An 18,211-nucleotide genomic window follows, 5' to 3' on the forward strand; every position below is an offset into this window, starting at 1 on the left:
AGTTCTAAAACCAAGCACTAAAAACGATCCCCAAAACACTTTGTGATCGATCACAGATGTCACCTTATGCCATTTGGGTACAAGCACCCCCGTAAGCGGATCGCCTAACACCAACGTTCATCACCGAAAATCACGCTAAGTTGTGTATTACCCGAACAACTTCTTTAACCAAAAAAACTGACCAATCAGCAAAAATTGCCTGTTGGTCAGTTTTCTACGTTATTGATTATTGTTCTTCACTTCACGAACCGACGTGCGATCGTATGTAAGCTTGTTTCCATCATTCACTTCAAGTACGATCGTTCCTTCGTCTAATGCATGAATGCGTCCATGCATACCACCGATAGTGACGATTTCATCACCTTTTTGAAGATTGTTTTGCATTTCTCGCACTTGCTTCTGTCTCTTTTGTTGTGGACGAATCAAGATAAACCAAAACAACACAATAAACAATACAATCGGTAATAATCCTGTCAATGCTTCCATCTATATTCCTCCTCCCTAGAAATTCTTTGCGTTTGGTTTGTTAAAACCATATTGTTCGAAAAATTCTTCTCGAAAATCTCCTAAACGATCTTCTGCAATTGCTTCTCGCACTTGCTTCATCAATTTTACCAAAAAGTAGAGGTTATGATAAGTAGTTAACCTTATTCCGAATGTTTCATTTGCCTTAATTAAATGTCGAATGTACGCTTTTGTGTAATTTCGGCATGTGTAGCAATCACAGTTTTCATCAATCGGAGTAAAATCGCGGGCAAATTTTGCATTCCGGACGACCAATCTCCCATTGGATGTCATGCATGTCCCGTTTCTTGCTATTCGTGTCGGGAGAACGCAATCGAACATATCTACGCCGCGGATCGCTCCGTCAATTAATGAATCCGGTGAGCCGACCCCCATCAAGTATCTTGGTTTCTCATCCGGCAATAAAGGCGTCGTGAATTCCAACGCTCGATTCATAACATCTTTTGGTTCACCAACAGACAATCCACCGATCGCATACCCTGGAAAATCAAGTGACACTAAATCACGGGCACTTTGTTTACGAAGCTCTTCATATTCGCCACCTTGGACGATACCAAAAAGCCCTTGTTCTGTTGGTCGCTGATGGGCTGCTAAACATCTTTCCGCCCAACGGGATGTTCTTTCCACCGATTTTTTCATATATTCAAAGCTTGCCGGATATGGTGGGCATTCATCAAAAGCCATCATAATATCTGATCCGAGATCGTTTTGAATATGCATCGCTTTTTCTGGAGACAGAAACAGTTTTGCGCCACTGATATGGTTCCTGAAGTGGACACCTTCTTCTTTAATTTCACGCATGTCCGAAAGACTGAACACTTGGAATCCACCAGAGTCTGTTAGAATTGGCTTGTCCCAATTCATGAACTGATGAAGGCCACCCGCTTCTTTGACAATATCTTCTCCTGGTCGAAGCCATAAATGATACGTATTTGATAATATGATGTTCGCCCCGATTTCATTCAACTCTTCTGGACTCATCGTTTTAACCGTTGCCAATGTACCAACGGGCATAAAAACAGGCGTATCAAAAGAACCGTGGGGTGTATGCACGGTTCCTAAACGCGCGCCTGTTTGCTTACAAACTTTTTTTAACTCATAGGTGATAGCCATGAACTCTCTCCTTGATATTTAATTTCAAATTCGTTAATAAATGAACATTGCATCGCCGAAGCTAAAGAATCGATAAGATTTTTCTACCGCTTCTTTATACGCTCTCAATGTTCGTTCTTTACCAGCGAAAGCGCTGACTAACATGATTAGTGTCGACTTTGGTAAGTGAAAATTCGTAATCATTGCGTCAATCGCTTGGAATGTGTACGGAGGATATATAAATATATCCGTCCATCCGCTTCTGGCTTCAAAGGTGCCATTTGTATCGCGGGCAATTGTTTCTAATGTTCTGATGGAAGTAGTTCCGACAGCAATGATTCGATTCCCTTTCGCTTTGATCTCATTAAGGGATGATGCAGTTTGTTCGTCCAATCGGTAGAATTCTGCGTGCATTTCATGATTTTCAATATCATCCGTCTGGACAGGTCGGAAGGTACCTAAACCGACATGCAACGTAACATAAGCGATGTGAACTCCTTTTTGCTTAATTTGTTCCAATAAACCCTCAGTAAAATGAAGCCCTGCAGTTGGTGCCGCTGCTGATCCGACTTCTTTTGCATAAACCGTTTGATAACGGTCTTGGTCTTCTAATTGTTCTTTAATATACGGCGGTAATGGCATTTCACCTAGCTGGTCAAGAATTTCCATAAAGATGCCTTCATAATGAAAGCGAACGACTCGGCCGCCATGTTCTTTTTCATCAAGGCATTCGGCTTTCAATAAGCCATCACCAAAGTGAATCCATGTACCCACTTTTACTTTCTTGGCAGGCTTTACGAGTACTTCCCAATCATCTCCATTAACTTGGTGAAGTAACAATAATTCAACCTTACCATATGTGTCTGCCTTATAACCCATCAAACGTGCTGGGAGCACTTTTGTATTGTTTAACACAAGGCAATCACCAGGATTCAAATAATCAATGATATCCGTAAATTGCTGATGGTAAAATTGATCTTTCGCTCGATCGATTGTGAGCAATCGTGATGCTGACCGATCCTTAAGCGGTGTTTGTGCAATTAATTGTTCTGGTAAGTCAAAGTCAAACTCATTAATATCCATGCTGTTCCTACTTTCTATTGATTACCGATTACTTAAATTTCCCTAAAATATAAAATACAAGCGATAAAATAATACTAATGATAATAGAGGTCATGACCGGAAAATATACCGTTGTATTCCCTTTCTTGAAAACGAAGTCACCAGGAAGCTTTCCAATCAATGTCCAAATGATCCCAACGATCACCAACACAATTCCAATAAGGATTAGAATTTTTCCTAGTCCATCCATTCACCCGTTAACCTCCCTATTGAAATGACGATACGCTTCATACGTGGCAATCCTTCCACGTGGTGTGCGTTGAATATATCCCTTTTGCAATAAAAAAGGTTCATACACGTCTTCAATGGTTTGAGATTCTTCGCCAATGGTTGCTGCCAATGTTTCCAATCCAACTGGTCCGCCTTGAAACTTATCGATAACCCCTAATAAATATTTATGGTCGATATGATCTAATCCAGCCGCATCCACCTGTAACATGTTCAATGCTTCTTTTGTGATATCCACTGTAATGGTGTCCATTTCACTTACTTGGGCAATGTCTCGCACGCGTTTGAGCAACCGATTGGCAATACGAGGTGTACCGCGTGAACGGGAGGCGATTTCCTTTGCTGCATCCTCTTCAATTTCCATTTCAAATATGTCAGCTGTACGTTTAATGATATGACTTAGATCTTTCTCTTCATAAAACTCCAGTCGACTTAATACACCAAATCGATCACGAAGAGGAGCAGAAAGCAACCCAGCACGAGTTGTCGCACCTACAAGTGTAAATGGCGGCAAATCTAATCGTACGGATCGAGCGCTATCCCCTTGACCGATTACAATATCCAAAAAGAAATCTTCCATCGCTGGATAGAGTATTTCCTCAACCGCTCTAGGCAAGCGATGAATCTCATCAATAAACAAGACGTCTCCTGTTTCAAGGGAAGATAAAATCGCTGCGAGATCTCCAGCTCTTTCGATTGCTGGCCCGGATGTCGTTCGAAACTGTACACCCATTTCATTGGCAATAATCGATGCCAGTGTCGTTTTCCCTAGACCTGGAGGACCATATAACAAGACGTGATCCAATGGTTCTTCGCGCATTTTTGCCGCTTCAATAAATATGCTCAAGTTTCGCTTTGTTTTCTCTTGTCCTATATATTGCCTCAATATTTGAGGTCTTAAACTTTGTTCCACCTGAAGATCTTCTCCTTGAAGATCTCCAGAGATCATTCGATCATCCATCATTCCACCCACTTACCGTATTAATAGTTGCAACCCTTTTTTCACTACGTCATCCGTTGATTCAAGATTTTCAGCTTTTAGCTTGCCTTCAATCGATTTAATTTCCCGATTGGAATAACCGAGAGCTCTTAATGCTTCAATCGCTTCATCAACATAAGGACTGGTTGCGTGGATCATATGAATTGTTTCTGTTGTCTTGGAATCTTCGCCTTGGAAAGTCAGCCACTCTGTCACTTTCCCTTTTAAGTCCAAGATCATTTGACGTGCTGTCTTCTTTCCGACACCCGGAAACTTGGTCAAGAATTTTTCATCCTCTTGCTCAATTGCTTGGGCAAAATCTCTGACAGGTACCTGGCCGATAATTGCACTAGCGCTTTTAGGTCCGATTCCGGATACTTGTATTAATTTTTTAAATAATGATTTCTCTTCTTCTCTTTTAAATCCATATAACATGTGTAGGTCTTCACGAACATACTGATATGTATAAACTTTCACTTCTTGTCCTAAGGATTCTTGAAACTGATAAGGATTGGCACAATATATTTCATAGCCGATTCCTGCCGTTTCAACGACCAATATATCGTCTTCAATCTCCTCTAATTTTCCACGAACATAAGCAAACATGAACTTCTCTCCTATTCTTGAACAAATGTTCTCTCATTAGTTTAACATGGAAACCAATCCTTGTGGTCTTATTTGAACGATAGAAAAACCAGTCATGATTACCCAGAACCATAACTGGTGTTACTGTTTTATTTCATATTGTGATGAACATCTTGAACATCATCAAGATCTTCGAGCATATCAATCAGTTTGTTCATCTTCTCTTGATGATCCTCTGCCACTTCCGCATCAGTATCAGGAATCATCGTCAATTCAGCTGCTTCCAACGGATAATTCTCTTCCAGCATCTTCTTACAAGACTCGAAATCTTCCACTGTTGTGTAAAGCTCAAACACTTCTTCATTAGATTCAATCTCTTCACAACCAGCTTCGATGGCTTCAAGCATGAACTCATCTTCATCCATAGAAACATTTTCCTTCGCAATGACGATGTACCCTTTTCGTTGAAACATAAAAGAGACGCAGCCATTTTCCCCTAAGTTGCCGTCATTTTTTGAAAAGGCATGTCTGACTTCTGAAGCTGTTCGGTTTCTATTATCTGTCAACACATCAACCATGACTGCAACGCCACCTGGGCCATAACCCTCATATGTCGTCTCTTCATAATTTTCGCCTTCCACGTTTCCGGCTGCTTTCTGTACTGCGCGATCGATATTATCTTTTGGCATGTTATTGGAACGTGCCTTATCAATTGCCAAACGGAGAGCGGCATTTGTTTCAATATCTGTTCCGCCTTGTTTTGCAGCGACATAGATTTCCTTCGCCAATTTCATGAATATTTTTCCCCGTTTTGCATCTTTGGCATTCTTTTTGTGTCTAATATTATGCCATTTTGAATGTCCTGCCATAAACTCCTCTTCCCTTCTTGATTAATCGACTAAATCATATACTCGGTATACACGACCACTCTCGATGGTCTCTCGTTTATGAATTAATTGGAACAACAATTCAGCAACTTCACCTGGACTCCGTAGCTGTCCTTCTTGTTTGAATTGCTTGAACTTTTCAACGTCTTTAAAGCTTTCACTAGTTGATTTACGAATCTCAGATTGCATGTCAGTATCCATAATCCCCGGACTAAAGGCAACATGTACTTCATCTCGTCCGATTTCCTTAGCTTCCATAGCCGCCGTTTGTGTAAATAAGTTGATCGCCGCCTTTGTCGATCCGTAAGCACTCCATCCATAAGTACTTCGTTCTGCAGCTCCCGAAGTGATATTCACAACGGTAAGCGGTACATCGATTGAACTCTTCTTCAACTCATTGAGAAGAATCATCGGTGCTGTTGTATTCAAAGCGACATGCTTCGAAATGTCGTCACTATCTATACTACCGACGGGACCAATCGGCGAAACCATACCAGCATTATTGATCAGCAAGACCTCTTCTGGTGACTCTGTTTCAAGAATTTGGCTAATTTTTTTCCCAACAGAAATTGTGGATTCAGGATCACTCAAATCCGTTGGCAAATGCGTATGCGTTAGTTGGTGTGCTGAAGCTTCTTCATGTAATGTAGGTAACTCAGCCTTTCTCGCAAGGGTAATGAGCTGATATCCCTCTTTTAGCGCTAACATAGCACTTTCTTTTCCCAATCCCCTAGAAGCACCTGTAACAATGGCGTATTTCATTCGGTTTCTCCTCCCTTTTTGAATCTTTTTGTATTCATTTTAAAAGAATGATGTTGAATTGGTTGTTAAATCGGTTATTCTATCCGTGAATCAAAATCAGGATTTACATCCACAATTATATCAGAGCGATCGGTGATGTCTTCAACAATTTCCTTAACGCGTTGGACGGTTTCTTTCGGATCCGAGCGACTTTCTAAATTAATCGCAACAAAGATTTTGTCTTCTCTGATAGCCAGTCCAACTTGCCGTACTTCTTCCAATTGCATCAACTCATAATAAATATGCCGTTCGGTTTTGTTTCCAGGCCCTTCTTCATCGTTAGTGTTCTCACTTGAATTATTCATGGATCGCTCTAAATTTTTTTGCTCAAAATATTCGGTTGGGTTCGAATATAAATTATAACGGATTAACTCCTCATCTGTCACCTTTTGGTCCTTTTGCATCTCTGCCGTTTGCCCACCATCTGTTCTTTGTTTATCCTTTTCTGGGTTGACCCAAGTGCATCCGGTCATAATAATCGCTATAAGTGTAAGGAATATCGTTTTTTTAATCATAAAATCACCTCCTTTCATTAGTTTGAGAAAGGAGGTGCTAACCATACATTTAACGTGGTGAAAATTGATGGAAAACCACACATTTATTTGATTGAATTTATTTGTAATAATTGGTTAGTAAGAATAGACATAACCCATACACGGATTGTAGTAAATAAATGGCTGCTGCTGTTGTTCAAGTGAACCCCATCCCTGAACAAAAGTCATGTCTGTGTACAGTGGTTGTGTCATAGGTGCATATCCGTCTGGATAGGAATATAGGTAATTTTGGTTTTTCACTAACGGGGAAGGGATCTGCCACACACGTTCATCCTCTTGAATTTCAGGAAGATAGTCTGCCGTTCTTTCAGGTGGTTCCATACGAGTCAATCGGTCATTGGATAACTCTTTTTGCGTAATGGAAGTCTTCGTATGATCTACGTCATCACTCTGGTTTACCGAACTAGATCTCACTTGTTTTTCTACTTGTTTTTCGCGCTCAATGGGTACGCGCAATTTCATCCCTTGCATGAGTTCAAATGGGTCGGCGATTTGTTTATTCATACGAGCAACTTCTTGAAAGGAAAGACCATATTTCTCGGCAATGGACTTGATTGTTTCACCTCTTCGAACAATATGAATTCTCAAATTCAATGACTCCTTTCATTTCAATCTACACTTAGTTTATGCAAGAAGACGAAAAAATTGAGTCAGCAGCCTATAATTCATATGTCTGGATCAGCCATTAAAAAACACTGCACATCCTTCAAAGAGGAACATGCAGTGTTTTCAATTCTTATTCAACAAATTCAAATTCGAAATCTAATAAGCGAACGATATCTCCGTCCTCTGCTCCTCTTTTACGGAGCGCTTCATCGATTCCTAAATGACGCATTTGTCTGGCAAATCGGCGAACAGATTCATCCCGATTAAAATCAGTCATTTTAAATAATCGTTCAATTTGAGAACCTGTTAATACATAAGCACCGTCAGGATCCCGTGTAATTCGGAAGCTTTCATCATCTTTTTCATGTCGATAGATAACGCGTTCATCTTGAAGGTCTTCTTCTTGCGTTTCAAATGCATTTTTCGGTATTTTTTCCAATGTATCGGCAATTGAATAAAGCAGATTGCTTAAACCTGACTTCGTCAAAGCTGAGATCGGAAAAATTTTCTGTGATGCATCAAAATGCTCTTTAAATTGTTCAAGCTGTTCTTCAGCACCAGGCATGTCCATTTTGTTTGCAACAATTAATTGAGTACGTTCCATCAAGCGTTCATCATATTGCTCAAGCTCTTGATTAATCGTTTGATAATCTTCATAAGGATCTCTTCCTTCAGTTGCGGACATATCGACCACATGAACAATTAAGCGTGTGCGCTCAATATGACGTAAAAATTGATGTCCTAGTCCTACACCTTCATGAGCACCTTCAATCAATCCTGGTAAATCCGCTATCACAAAGCTTCGATCATCTTCCGTCCGGACCATACCTAAATTAGGGTTAAGCGTCGTAAAATGATAATCGGCAATCTTAGGTTTTGCAGCACTGACGACAGATAGTAGTGTCGATTTCCCGACACTTGGGAAGCCTACTAACCCAACATCCGCTAAGACTTTAAGTTCGAGTTGGACATACAACTCTTCACCTGGCTCGCCATTTTCAGCAATTTCGGGGGCACGGTTCCTCGCATTACTAAAGTGAATATTTCCACGTCCGCCACGTCCAGCTTTTGCAATGACTGCTCGCTGTTTATGTTCGATTAAATCCGCAATGACTTTGCCGGTATCTGCATTTTTTACGGTCGTTCCTGGTGGCACAGGAACAACGAGTGGAGCAGCGTTTTTACCGTGCATACTTTTGTTCATTCCATTTTCCCCGCGGGTTGCTTTAAAATGTTTTTGATAGCGAAAGTCCATTAACGTATTCAAACCTTCATCTACTTCAAAAATGACATCACCGCCGCGGCCGCCGTCACCACCAGCAGGACCACCCATTGGTTCATATTTTTCTCGTCGGAAAGCAACGATTCCATTACCACCATCGCCTGCTTTGACGAAAACTTGCACTTGATCTACAAACATTCTCTCACCTACTTATAACGATATTGAAAAACAATTTTTTGCAAATCATTTTCCGTTTCGTTTTCTGGATCATTCTGTTTATCTTTTTCCACATCAGTAATAATATAATCAATTTGGATTTCTGGTTGGTAAGACAAGTGAATCCATAATGAAGTATCTTCTTGGACGACTTCTTCAACTTGGTCTATAACCGATTGAACATCTTGTTCCATAGCTTTGTCATAAGTCCGCAGAGGCTGCGTCTCACCAGTCGTTTTAAAATGTAATCTGACCTCTGGGTGATCTATTTTCCACAATAGAATTCGACTGACATATTCAGGAGCATCTAAAGATTGTAAAGCTCTTTCAGTATTTAGCTCATCAATAAAATGATTTAGCTTGTCCATCGATTCCTCTTTCATATTCATACTTTGATATCCATGAATCACCTGGAGCTCATTTAGTAGCTTGTGCCGATACAACTTCATCGTATTTAAAAAAGTTTCCGTATCCATAGAGACCACCTAACGTGCCATTTTTCTCTATTTTACCATATTACCATAAACCAAGACATTCACCTTGTCGTTCGTCGAAGTATTTTCAGATAATCCACCGTTTGTCACAATTATTCACCTATGAATGAATCAATTCATACATCAAATCGCAAGAGCGCCAAAGCTTTTAAATAATGGCTTTGTTAGAACTTAGTGTTGATTTTCTTATGATACAGCATAAAGCATGGAGTTGTTGAATTGTGAGAAGCGAAGGTGGCGACTCCTGGTCGACTAAAAGCGGTCACGTCCTGTGACCAACGTCGACATTAGACCATCCGGGTCGTCACGGGATAAGCTCGAGCCGTGCCTGCGGTAAAGAAGACACTGCGATTTATCGCAAATGTCGCCCTTATGCCCTTTGGGTAAAAGCGTCCACCGATAGCGGATCACAATATCAACAACGGACTTTAACAAAGCCTAAATAATAAAAAGCGCAAAAATGAATTTGATTCAAGTGGCTGTAACAACAACAATTCTTTTAGACCAAAAAAACTGGTCCAAAAGGTTATCTTTTGAACCAGTTCTTTATGTGTATGATTAAGCTTCTTGAACTTCTGGATGAACGCTGACTTTCTTACGGTCACGTCCATAACGTTCGAATTTAACAACACCATCAATTTTAGCAAAAAGTGTGTCGTCACCACCGCGACCAACGTTATCGCCTGGGTAAATCTTTGTACCGCGTTGACGATAAAGAATGGAACCGCCAGTTACAAATTGGCCGTCTGCACGTTTCGCTCCAAGACGTTTGGATTCGGAATCACGACCGTTTTTAGTACTACCAGCACCTTTTTTCTGTGCGAAGAACTGAAGATCTAAACGTAGCATGTGAAAGCACCTCCTTACTGATTAGATAACTTTATATATTCGCCATAATCGTTTTCAATCGTTTGAATAGACACAACCATACCTTCAAGCAATGTTTGGGCTTTCGCAAATGATTCATCATCCATTTGTGATGATAACGTCATTTTTAAATAGCCACCTTCTGCACCTTGCTCGATTTCAGGTTCGACATTACATAATGAAATAATCGAATTGATTGCTCCGAATGAAACAGCAGAGACTGCTGCACAGACCAAATCGTAGCCATATGGACCACTATTTGCGTGTCCGGATAATTCAAAAGACATGATTTCATTTTGATCGTTTCGTTCAACGATTACTTTTACCATCGATTTCTTCCTTACAGACTGATTTTGTTGATGGTAACTTTTGTGTAAGGTTGACGATGACCTTGTTTACGCTTGTAGTTTTTCTTTGGCTTATATTTGAAAACAGTGATTTTACGTCCTTTACCCTGTTTCTCAACAGTTCCAGTAACGCTAGCGCCATCTACAAATGGAGCACCCACTTTTGTTTCATCTCCACCAACGAAAAGTACTTTGTCAAAAGTCACTTCGTCTCCAGCTTCACCGACTACTTTTTCCAAGTAGACTGCTTGGCCTTCTTCAACTTTAACCTGTTTACCACCAGTTTCGATAATTGCGTACATTCTTGCACCTCCTCGTTTACTTAGACTCGCCATAAAGGTACTCATCGGTGATGAGTTTAGTAACCTTTTCTGCGCGGTTGCAGCAAATTGGTGCGACAATTTGCATAACAATAAAACATTACCATAGATTAAAACAATTTGTCAATCGGTGTACCTTCTGTTTGAAGTTTTTCTAGCAACCAATCAACATTCCCTATTTTATATAATTTGAAGGGACTTTGTAAAGAAGAATCTGCATGAATGACTAAAGAAAATGTAAATTGATGATGACGATGCAATTTCTGAATAGCTTCTTTTACATATACTAGGTTATTCGGTTCAACAGCAACTTCTACACACTCTACTCTTTCACTCTGATAGGCCAACAACTCATCTTCCAACTGATGGACCAAAAATTCTTTTGAATGCTGAATTGTCGGATCCTCGATTTGGAAAAAATCATAAATGCTTTCACTTGTTCGTTTTGCCGTCAATTCCATCAGTCCTAGCTTCGTCATACCGACCACTTGAACCGGTAAGTTCCTTTGTTGGATCGTTTTTCTTAGCAGCTCCTCAATAGACTTACGGTTCTCTTTTTGTTCTAAGTTGATAAAGTCAATTAAAATAATCCCGGAAATTTTTCGGAATTGCACTTCTTTTAAAGCTCTTGTCGCTGCCTCTTTATTGACATGATGAAAAAGCCGTTCACGTACTTGATGGCTCCGTGAACGAGCTGAATTAACGTCGATGATCGTCATAGCTTCTGTTCGATCAATCACGAGTTCCGCCCCACTATCCAACTTAATTTTTCTAGCGGTAAACCTTTCGCCTAATTGAGTCAATGTGAATGGCCGATGACTGTAAAAGCGTTCATCAAACTGGATACGCTCGCTTACGTTTGGAAACTTTTCTCTCAAGAATCTGGCATAATTGACGTCATCGCAAATGATTTTATCGATCGATTCAATTTCTTTTCGTACATATTCATCCCATGAATCTTTTTGACGTAAGACGGTGCCCGTTTTTTGTTTCGCTTCTTTCTGAAACTGTCCCCATTTTTTTCGCAATCCACGAACCGATTCAATGAGCAGTTCATCAGTCATATGCTGGGCTACTGTTCGGACGAGCACGCCTTCACAGTCGTTTAATTGCTCATTGAGTAATGTGTTAATATAACCAGCTTTTTGCTTTGGAATTTTTGAAGAGATTTTTAATACCGATTCAGTCGGAAAAAATACAATATAGTCATTTGAAAGTTCGAGTTGATCGCTGACTGTCATTCGTTTAGAAGTGGTGGCAGTCTTCTCAACTTTCACCACAAGGCGTCTACCTTTATAAATAGACTGGGCTTGTTTTTTTAATGGCAAATAAGCGATCTCGTTTCCAAGGTCGATAAATGCAGCTTGAATACGAGGATCGATATCTTGAACAACACCACTGACCAAATCACCTACACGGTAGGCGGATGCTGTTTGGAAGAAAAACTGTGTCGCATTTCCATTCGTCAGCTCTAGACAATATTGTTTATCTGACTGAACTTGAAAATAAAACGTTCGCATCTACTTGTCCACCAATCATGATTTAGGAGGGACCGCCGAAAATAAAAGAGATAAATAATCATCTTCTGATAACAAAGCTCGATTTTCAATCTGAATAAAATGATAGTGATTTTTTTTGAATCGTTTCATCATTTCCTGAAGTGAAGTTTGGATTGGAAACTCCAGCTTATGGATTTTGTTGCGATTGACGGTTGGATACATGTATCTGGCAAGCATATGTTTCATTAAGTAAAGATGATGTCGCCGATACGTAAACCAGTTATCTAACCATAAAATCGATGATAAGACAATTAATGGCGGACTGACCCATCCATTTACTAGCAGTATACCATTAGCAACGATAATCATAAATATTGAGAAACTTGTGGCCAAAAGAATGGAACGATGAAAAGGGAGCCAATGACTGATTAAAAAGAAAAGGAACCTTCCTCCATCAAGAGGGAGGATTGGCAATAAATTAAAAACAAGAAGCATCGTATTCATCCACATGAATTGATCGATATAAAAAACTGGGATTGAAGAAAAGGATAGAAGATGGATCACACCAAAAATCCAAATATGTTGAATCGGTCCAGCAATGGTGACCCACAATTCTTCATAAGTCGGTCGATTATAAAAATCCTTTGTTTCCATGACACCACCAAATGGCCAAATAACTAACCGAGTCACTTCCCATTTAAAATATCGTGCAACAGCCAAATGCCCACATTCATGAATAAATATGAGCAAAAACAATGCAGCCATTTCTATGAATAATCCAAAAAAGTAACTAAGCAATAGTAAAATAATCAGCAATGGATGAATCTGAATGACGGATTTAAACGTTCGAACCGATTGAATAATCATTCTATTCTCCTAAGATTTCCTGGAGTGGATTCAGGTATTTACTCCCATCCTGAATCGCAAAATACAATGCCGATGTGCCTAATTCATCTGGACGAACAGAGCCGATCGTTTGATTTGCCGGAATTGTTTGGTAATGAAATACATCAATTTCATCCAATTGACCATAAATTGATTTTCGTCCATCGTCGTGCTGTAAAATGATGGTCCGTCCTGTATCCGGTTTATTACCGGCGAATAAAACTGTCCCTTTATCTAAAGAATAAACGGCTTCTTCTGCGGTCACTTCAATATGTATGCCTTCGCCCTCTGCGGTAATACGGTCCTCATCCAATCCAGATACAGGGATGGATAAAACATTACCAGGTAAATCATTTGGTTCAGCTTGGTCAAAGCCTAACGATACGAAAGAACCGCCAAAATGGGATTCATACCAAGAGTGCATTGTGGCAAACGGTAAATCCTCTGTCAGTGCGTAATGAACGGTCTCTTTTGATTGTTTAATCACTGGCAGTTCAGAATTGTAGATTAAAAAAGTGAGAAAGAAGATAAAAATAGACAATAAAAACTTCGGAAACCAAGTTGACTTCAATCGAATGGTTCCTCGATCGTTCGAGTTGGATAGCCCTGTTGGCTGGTTTCCATATCGTTCGTCATCACTGAGCAAGGGGGAATGATTGATACTGACTTTTGTACCTGCTTTCATGTTCTTTCGATTAACGATATTTTTTCTAATTTCATCTAATTTTTTACTCATAATCATCCGTCCTTTTTTCTTTTGTACTAGCATATTCGGACGGGCTTTCGATTATGAATAGGTTCAATTTTGATAGGGGGTTATAAAGCGAGAATTTTTTGACAGGAAGGAGACTCCAACGACTTAATAGTGGTTAAGGCATTATTTATATTATTGAGACTTGTCTCCAAAATAGTGGGACTCTCCGCTCCCGAACAAACAAAAACTCCTTCACGTAATTGACGTGAAGGAGCCTCATATACTATTTTGCTTTCATTCCAAATATTTTTTTCACTTTTGACATAAAACCTTTTTCTTCGTCAAAAGACATCAACGGAACCGATTCACCTAAGATTCTTCGAGCTATATTCCGATAGCTGATCGATGCTTTTGTATCTGGTTGGAAAGCTACAGGCTCACCGTGATGTGATGCTTTGATCACATCTTCATCGTCTAAAATAACACCGAGTAAATCGATGGAAAGCGTTGAAACAATGTCATCGACACTTAACATATCACCACTATCGATCATGTGCTTCCGTATGCGGTTTATAATTAAATGAGGATCTTGTAAACCTTCTTTTTCCAACAAACCAACAATACGATCCGCATCCCGAACACTCGATTTTTCTGGTGTTGTTACTACGATTGCTTTATCGGCTCCTGCCACAGCGTTAGAAAAACCTTGTTCAATTCCTGCCGGACAATCAATTAATATGTAATCGTAATCTGGCTTTAATTGTGCAATTAGGTCTTTCATCGCTTCAGCAGTAATGTCATTTTTATCATTGGTTTGCGCAGCTGGCAATAAGTGTAGACAATCGAACCGTTTATCTTTCACCAACGCTGTTTGCAATTTGCAATTTCCGTCAATCACATCAACGATATTGAAAATGATTCTATTTTCCAATCCCAATACGACATCCAAATTACGCAAACCAATATCAGTATCAACAAGACATACTTTTTGATCCTTCAACGCTAATGCAGTTCCAATATTTGCAGTGGTTGTCGATTTTCCGACACCACCTTTTCCGGAAGTAATGACGATTGCTTCACCCATTCTCGATACCCCTTTCCAATCGATCGATGAGATTTGGTCGTACCTTTGGCAAGTAGTTCACTTTCTCTACTTCTATCATATCATTTTCGAGATTAATATAAGCAAACTCTCGGTCAGAGCCTTCGACATCATAGTCTGGAGACCGACTGATTTTATTGGCAATCCTGAGTTGGCTCGGATTCATATAAGAAGCCACGATGACACATTCCTTGTTTCCATCGGTACCTGCATGAGCAATTCCTCTTAGTTTACCAAAAACATAAACATTTCCGGTGGCCATGACCATCCCACCAGGATTGATATCTCCAAGAATTAGAGCGTCACCCTCTACCTGATGAACTTGTCCAGAACGAACGTTTCGAATCGCAGGTCTGACAGACATATTATTGATTTGTTTCGTCACTTCATCACTTGTCAATACATAAGATTGAAATTGCTTAATTCGATAACTGCTATTCTTTTCAATAATCTCATGGATTTGCTTTTTCTGTTCTGTTCGCAAGTAACGATATTGACTATGTAAAATCAATTCGGTCCGGTCTTCTTTATTGCTTGTTTCTAGCTTTGTTTTCAGCTCATTCAACAGCTGTTCAAATGAACATTCGTCATTTAAATAGACCGTTATGCCTTCCTGCGTCCCTTTCATCAGAACACTTTGCATACTATCATTCAAAGAGGTCACCCTCCAATCTTTTATCTCTCTCAATCTATTTTACCAAAAAATCATCGTTTCGGCTCTTCTTTCCATTTTGTTAATTTCTTTGAGAAATACGGAAATATCAACAAGAAAAATAATAGGTTCATCAGAACAGTCGGTGTTAACCGTTCCATCAAATATTCTTTGATCGGTAAGTCAATGACACCGATTAAAAGATAGGTTCCATAAATTAAGAACTCACAAACAATCAAAGCATAAAACACGAGTAGTAAAGTAACTAAAAAATTAACATGTAATAACTTCTTAAACAAGTGAACGCCATATAAAGACAGTCCATAAGCAAGTAAATAAACACCTAACAAATCTGTATAAACCAACTCAGAAATAAAAGCAAATATGGCACCGTAATAAATCCCTGCATAACTATGTTCTTTATCATAATATAAAGTAATCATGACCGAAAAGACAAGAATCCAATGTGGGATAAAATATAATTCCAGTAGAATATTATTCGGTAAAAGCTCCGTTGCAATGCTTTCTGCGATCAATAAAGCAAAAAGAATCAGAGGAAGGAATAAACCTTTCATACTATTCTTCCTCCTCATCGATTACTGGTGAATGTAAATCCCGATCAACAACCATCAAGTGATTGATATCATATAAATTCGCAGCTGGTTTTACATACGCAATTTTAGTCAGCCCGTATTGATCCATTTCAACACGTTCGACCGTCCCAATCAACAGCCCTTTTGGGAAAACGCCTCCCATTCCAGAACTGACAATCGTTTGGCCTTTCTCAATATCATCCTCATTCTCTAAGTCTCGGAAAATTAAAGATTCAGATTCTTCGTCATAGCCTTCAATCAATCCAAATATCGGCTCTTCTTGATCGACTTCAACGCTGATCCGATTTTGTTCATCAAAACCACTCAATAATTGAACAGTGGACGTTAACTGAGACACTTCAATAACCTTTCCGACCATGCCTTCACCATTTGTGACGGCCATATTTCGTTTAATTCCGTGTTGCTCACCCTTATTGATGGTTACATGGTCAAACCATCTTTCGGGGCTCCGCGCAATCACTGTTGCTTTCACTTGACTGTAGTCGCTTAATGACTCTTCAATATCCGCCAAAGCTTGTAAATCTTTATTTTCTCTTTTTAGATCATTTAATTGAAAAGCTTGTGTTTTAAATTGTTGCAATTCATTTTTTAAAAGCTCATTCTGCTCATAGACGTCTTGTACATCATCAATATCTTCAATCACATCCATCACCAGATTAATCGGTGTGTAAATGATATTTTGAAAAAAACCGACTGTATCCAATACAAATTCACTGACGATGTTTGTATTGGATTCTGTTCGCATGGAATAACCAATCAATGCAACAATAATGATTAAACCAGTTAATAAAACGATTAATTTTCTTCTTCGAAAAAACGAAGGCATAACACTAGCACCTACTTAACTTAATGTGTTTCGTTTTGCGACATATGGTGATCGTTTAAAGAATTCAATGTGTTCCAAAGCTTTCCCAGTACCGATTACAACGGAATCCAATGGGTTTTCAGCAATGAATACAGGCATATTTGTTTCTTCACTGATCACTTCGTCAATCTTATTCAATAACGCTCCACCACCGGTCAAAACAATTCCGAAGTCCATAATATCAGCAGCTAATTCCGGAGGAGCAGTTTCTAACGTTTGCTTTATTAATTCGACAATTGCGTAGACAGTTTCTTGGATGGCATAAACGACCTCGTCATTGCCGATTGTCACTGTTTTCGGTAAACCGGAAACGAGATCTCTTCCTCGAACATCCATTTCTTCATTATTATCTAATTTCTTTGCAGATGCAAGTTCTGTCTTTAACATCTCAGCTGTGGACTCACCAATCAATAAGCTATAGTTTTTCCGGATATATTGAATAATTTGCTCATCCATCTCATCGCCAGCTATTCGGATCGATGTGCTCGTCACCGTTCCACCTAGAGAAATGATTGCTACTTCTGTCGTACCACCACCGATATCCACAATTAAACTGCCGGTGGGTTCCCAAACAAGCAAACCTGCCCCAATCGCAGCTGCAAACGGCTCTGAGATTGGAAGAGCATTTTTTGCACCTGCTTGCCTAGTCGCATCCAAAACTGCACGCTCTTCAACCATCGTAATTCCCGAAGGTACACAGACGATAACATTCGGCTTTCTGGAGAACAAGGAAGGTTTTCCTTGTGCTTTTTCGATATAATATTTCATCATTTCTGCTGTCGTATCGTAATCCGCAATCACACCATCTTTCATTGGGCGAATGACCGATAATCTTCCCGGCGTCCGGCCAATCATTTGTTTTGCTTCATTACCGACTGCAATGACCTCATTTGTATTGTTATCCTGAGCGATCATGGAGGATTCACGCAAGATAATTCCTTTTCCTTTTGAATAAACCAATGTATTGGCCGTCCCTAAGTCAATGCCAAAGTCTTTCGTAAAAATCGATGTTGCCATCATGATCGTCCTTTCTTCATCCCTTTTTAATAAAGGGT

At 39.6% G+C, this 18,211-nt stretch carries 23 protein-coding genes and 1 other annotated feature; all 23 genes read right to left on the minus strand.

All coding sequences use genetic code 11. From position 1 onward, the window contains the following. Positions 1-219 precede the first annotated feature (219 nt). Positions 220-486, minus strand: a complete 267-nt coding sequence (yajC, locus tag FPQ10_RS03780; protein WP_144160527.1) for a preprotein translocase subunit YajC — start codon at positions 484-486, stop codon at positions 220-222. A gap of 15 nt (positions 487-501) precedes the next feature. Beyond that, a complete protein-coding gene (tgt, locus tag FPQ10_RS03785; RefSeq protein ID WP_144160530.1) occupies positions 502-1,638 on the minus strand; it encodes a tRNA guanosine(34) transglycosylase Tgt in 1,137 nt (378 codons plus the stop codon). Between the two features lie 33 nt (positions 1,639-1,671). Beyond that, a complete protein-coding gene (queA, locus tag FPQ10_RS03790; RefSeq protein ID WP_144160533.1) occupies positions 1,672-2,700 on the minus strand; it encodes a tRNA preQ1(34) S-adenosylmethionine ribosyltransferase-isomerase QueA in 1,029 nt (342 codons plus the stop codon). A 28-nt stretch (positions 2,701-2,728) separates the two neighbouring features. Continuing rightward, positions 2,729-2,929 carry a DUF2905 domain-containing protein gene (locus FPQ10_RS03795; protein WP_144160536.1) on the minus strand — a complete coding sequence of 67 codons (201 nt, stop codon included), beginning with the start codon at positions 2,927-2,929 and terminating at the stop codon, positions 2,729-2,731. Then, positions 2,930-3,928, minus strand: a complete 999-nt coding sequence (gene ruvB, locus FPQ10_RS03800; RefSeq protein WP_144160539.1) for a Holliday junction branch migration DNA helicase RuvB — start codon at positions 3,926-3,928, stop codon at positions 2,930-2,932. A gap of 12 nt (positions 3,929-3,940) precedes the next feature. After that, positions 3,941-4,552: a Holliday junction branch migration protein RuvA gene (gene ruvA, locus FPQ10_RS03805; RefSeq protein ID WP_144160542.1), complete on the minus strand. Its 612-nt coding sequence runs from the start codon at positions 4,550-4,552 to the stop codon at positions 3,941-3,943. 128 nt (positions 4,553-4,680) lie between these two features. Continuing rightward, positions 4,681-5,400: a YebC/PmpR family DNA-binding transcriptional regulator gene (locus FPQ10_RS03810; protein ID WP_144160545.1), complete on the minus strand. Its 720-nt coding sequence runs from the start codon at positions 5,398-5,400 to the stop codon at positions 4,681-4,683. 21 nt (positions 5,401-5,421) lie between these two features. After that, on the minus strand, positions 5,422-6,180 hold the full coding sequence (locus FPQ10_RS03815) for an SDR family NAD(P)-dependent oxidoreductase (RefSeq protein ID WP_144160548.1): 759 nt from the start codon (positions 6,178-6,180) through the stop codon (positions 5,422-5,424). Positions 6,181-6,254: 74 nt separating this feature from the next. Further along, positions 6,255-6,734, minus strand: coding sequence for a YhcN/YlaJ family sporulation lipoprotein (locus FPQ10_RS03820; RefSeq protein ID WP_186278525.1), 480 nt, complete (start codon positions 6,732-6,734; stop codon positions 6,255-6,257). A 114-nt stretch (positions 6,735-6,848) separates the two neighbouring features. Continuing rightward, positions 6,849-7,361: a LysM peptidoglycan-binding domain-containing protein gene (locus FPQ10_RS03825; protein ID WP_186278526.1), complete on the minus strand. Its 513-nt coding sequence runs from the start codon at positions 7,359-7,361 to the stop codon at positions 6,849-6,851. A gap of 148 nt (positions 7,362-7,509) precedes the next feature. Next, positions 7,510-8,799 carry a GTPase ObgE gene (gene obgE, locus FPQ10_RS03830; RefSeq protein ID WP_144160557.1) on the minus strand — a complete coding sequence of 430 codons (1,290 nt, stop codon included), beginning with the start codon at positions 8,797-8,799 and terminating at the stop codon, positions 7,510-7,512. 8 nt (positions 8,800-8,807) lie between these two features. Then, positions 8,808-9,293 carry a Spo0B domain-containing protein gene (locus FPQ10_RS03835; RefSeq protein WP_144160560.1) on the minus strand — a complete coding sequence of 162 codons (486 nt, stop codon included), beginning with the start codon at positions 9,291-9,293 and terminating at the stop codon, positions 8,808-8,810. 576 nt (positions 9,294-9,869) lie between these two features. Further along, positions 9,870-10,160 (minus strand): 50S ribosomal protein L27, encoded by a 291-nt coding sequence (rpmA, locus tag FPQ10_RS03840; protein ID WP_144087585.1) that lies wholly within the window; start codon positions 10,158-10,160, stop codon positions 9,870-9,872. A gap of 14 nt (positions 10,161-10,174) precedes the next feature. Continuing rightward, positions 10,175-10,507 (minus strand): ribosomal-processing cysteine protease Prp, encoded by a 333-nt coding sequence (locus tag FPQ10_RS03845; protein ID WP_144160563.1) that lies wholly within the window; start codon positions 10,505-10,507, stop codon positions 10,175-10,177. Between the two features lie 11 nt (positions 10,508-10,518). After that, a complete protein-coding gene (gene rplU, locus FPQ10_RS03850) occupies positions 10,519-10,827 on the minus strand; it encodes a 50S ribosomal protein L21 (protein ID WP_144160567.1) in 309 nt (102 codons plus the stop codon). 12 nt (positions 10,828-10,839) lie between these two features. Beyond that, positions 10,840-10,916: a sequence feature (ribosomal protein L21 leader region), on the minus strand. Positions 10,917-10,955: 39 nt separating this feature from the next. After that, a complete protein-coding gene (locus FPQ10_RS03855) occupies positions 10,956-12,365 on the minus strand; it encodes a ribonuclease E/G (RefSeq protein WP_144160570.1) in 1,410 nt (469 codons plus the stop codon). A 15-nt stretch (positions 12,366-12,380) separates the two neighbouring features. After that, the gene (locus FPQ10_RS03860) at positions 12,381-13,211 is read right to left on the minus strand and encodes a site-2 protease family protein (protein WP_144160573.1); all 831 of its coding nucleotides are present in this window, start codon (positions 13,209-13,211) and stop codon (positions 12,381-12,383) included. Between the two features lies 1 nt (position 13,212). Beyond that, positions 13,213-13,965, minus strand: coding sequence for a M23 family metallopeptidase (locus tag FPQ10_RS03865; RefSeq protein WP_186278527.1), 753 nt, complete (start codon positions 13,963-13,965; stop codon positions 13,213-13,215). A gap of 241 nt (positions 13,966-14,206) precedes the next feature. Next, a complete protein-coding gene (gene minD, locus FPQ10_RS03870; RefSeq protein ID WP_144160579.1) occupies positions 14,207-15,007 on the minus strand; it encodes a septum site-determining protein MinD in 801 nt (266 codons plus the stop codon). Next, positions 15,000-15,680: a septum site-determining protein MinC gene (gene minC / locus FPQ10_RS03875; RefSeq protein WP_144160582.1), complete on the minus strand. Its 681-nt coding sequence runs from the start codon at positions 15,678-15,680 to the stop codon at positions 15,000-15,002. Before minC ends, minD begins: the two co-directional genes overlap by 8 nt. A 50-nt stretch (positions 15,681-15,730) precedes the next feature. After that, entirely contained in the window at positions 15,731-16,252 is a 522-nt protein-coding gene (gene mreD, locus FPQ10_RS03880; protein ID WP_144160585.1) for a rod shape-determining protein MreD, read from the minus strand. A 1-nt stretch (position 16,253) separates the two neighbouring features. After that, entirely contained in the window at positions 16,254-17,117 is an 864-nt protein-coding gene (gene mreC / locus FPQ10_RS03885) for a rod shape-determining protein MreC (protein WP_144160588.1), read from the minus strand. Positions 17,118-17,132: 15 nt separating this feature from the next. After that, positions 17,133-18,173, minus strand: coding sequence for a rod shape-determining protein (locus FPQ10_RS03890; RefSeq protein WP_144161049.1), 1,041 nt, complete (start codon positions 18,171-18,173; stop codon positions 17,133-17,135). Positions 18,174-18,211 lie beyond the last annotated feature (38 nt).

Origin of the sequence: Allobacillus sp. SKP2-8 (assembly GCF_007559355.1) — a bacterium.
Taxonomy (GTDB): domain Bacteria; phylum Bacillota; class Bacilli; order Bacillales; family Alkalibacillaceae; genus Allobacillus; species Allobacillus halotolerans.

Coding starts and splice junctions, on each gene's coding strand:
- yajC (WP_144160527.1), bottom strand. CDS start 486: ATGGAAGCATTGACAGGATTATTACCGATTGTATTGTTTATTGTGTTG.
- tgt (WP_144160530.1), bottom strand. CDS start 1,638: ATGGCTATCACCTATGAGTTAAAAAAAGTTTGTAAGCAAACAGGCGCG.
- queA (WP_144160533.1), bottom strand. CDS start 2,700: ATGGATATTAATGAGTTTGACTTTGACTTACCAGAACAATTAATTGCA.
- FPQ10_RS03795 (WP_144160536.1), bottom strand. CDS start 2,929: ATGGATGGACTAGGAAAAATTCTAATCCTTATTGGAATTGTGTTGGTG.
- ruvB (WP_144160539.1), bottom strand. CDS start 3,928: ATGGATGATCGAATGATCTCTGGAGATCTTCAAGGAGAAGATCTTCAG.
- ruvA (WP_144160542.1), bottom strand. CDS start 4,552: ATGTTTGCTTATGTTCGTGGAAAATTAGAGGAGATTGAAGACGATATA.
- FPQ10_RS03810 (WP_144160545.1), bottom strand. CDS start 5,400: ATGGCAGGACATTCAAAATGGCATAATATTAGACACAAAAAGAATGCC.
- FPQ10_RS03815 (WP_144160548.1), bottom strand. CDS start 6,180: ATGAAATACGCCATTGTTACAGGTGCTTCTAGGGGATTGGGAAAAGAA.
- FPQ10_RS03820 (WP_186278525.1), bottom strand. CDS start 6,734: ATGATTAAAAAAACGATATTCCTTACACTTATAGCGATTATTATGACC.
- obgE (WP_144160557.1), bottom strand. CDS start 8,799: ATGTTTGTAGATCAAGTGCAAGTTTTCGTCAAAGCAGGCGATGGTGGT.
- FPQ10_RS03835 (WP_144160560.1), bottom strand. CDS start 9,293: ATGGATACGGAAACTTTTTTAAATACGATGAAGTTGTATCGGCACAAG.
- rpmA (WP_144087585.1), bottom strand. CDS start 10,160: ATGCTACGTTTAGATCTTCAGTTCTTCGCACAGAAAAAAGGTGCTGGT.
- FPQ10_RS03845 (WP_144160563.1), bottom strand. CDS start 10,507: ATGGTAAAAGTAATCGTTGAACGAAACGATCAAAATGAAATCATGTCT.
- rplU (WP_144160567.1), bottom strand. CDS start 10,827: ATGTACGCAATTATCGAAACTGGTGGTAAACAGGTTAAAGTTGAAGAA.
- FPQ10_RS03855 (WP_144160570.1), bottom strand. CDS start 12,365: ATGCGAACGTTTTATTTTCAAGTTCAGTCAGATAAACAATATTGTCTA.
- FPQ10_RS03860 (WP_144160573.1), bottom strand. CDS start 13,211: ATGATTATTCAATCGGTTCGAACGTTTAAATCCGTCATTCAGATTCAT.
- FPQ10_RS03865 (WP_186278527.1), bottom strand. CDS start 13,965: ATGAGTAAAAAATTAGATGAAATTAGAAAAAATATCGTTAATCGAAAG.
- minD (WP_144160579.1), bottom strand. CDS start 15,007: ATGGGTGAAGCAATCGTCATTACTTCCGGAAAAGGTGGTGTCGGAAAA.
- mreD (WP_144160585.1), bottom strand. CDS start 16,252: ATGAAAGGTTTATTCCTTCCTCTGATTCTTTTTGCTTTATTGATCGCA.
- mreC (WP_144160588.1), bottom strand. CDS start 17,117: ATGCCTTCGTTTTTTCGAAGAAGAAAATTAATCGTTTTATTAACTGGT.
- FPQ10_RS03890 (WP_144161049.1), bottom strand. CDS start 18,173: ATGGCAACATCGATTTTTACGAAAGACTTTGGCATTGACTTAGGGACG.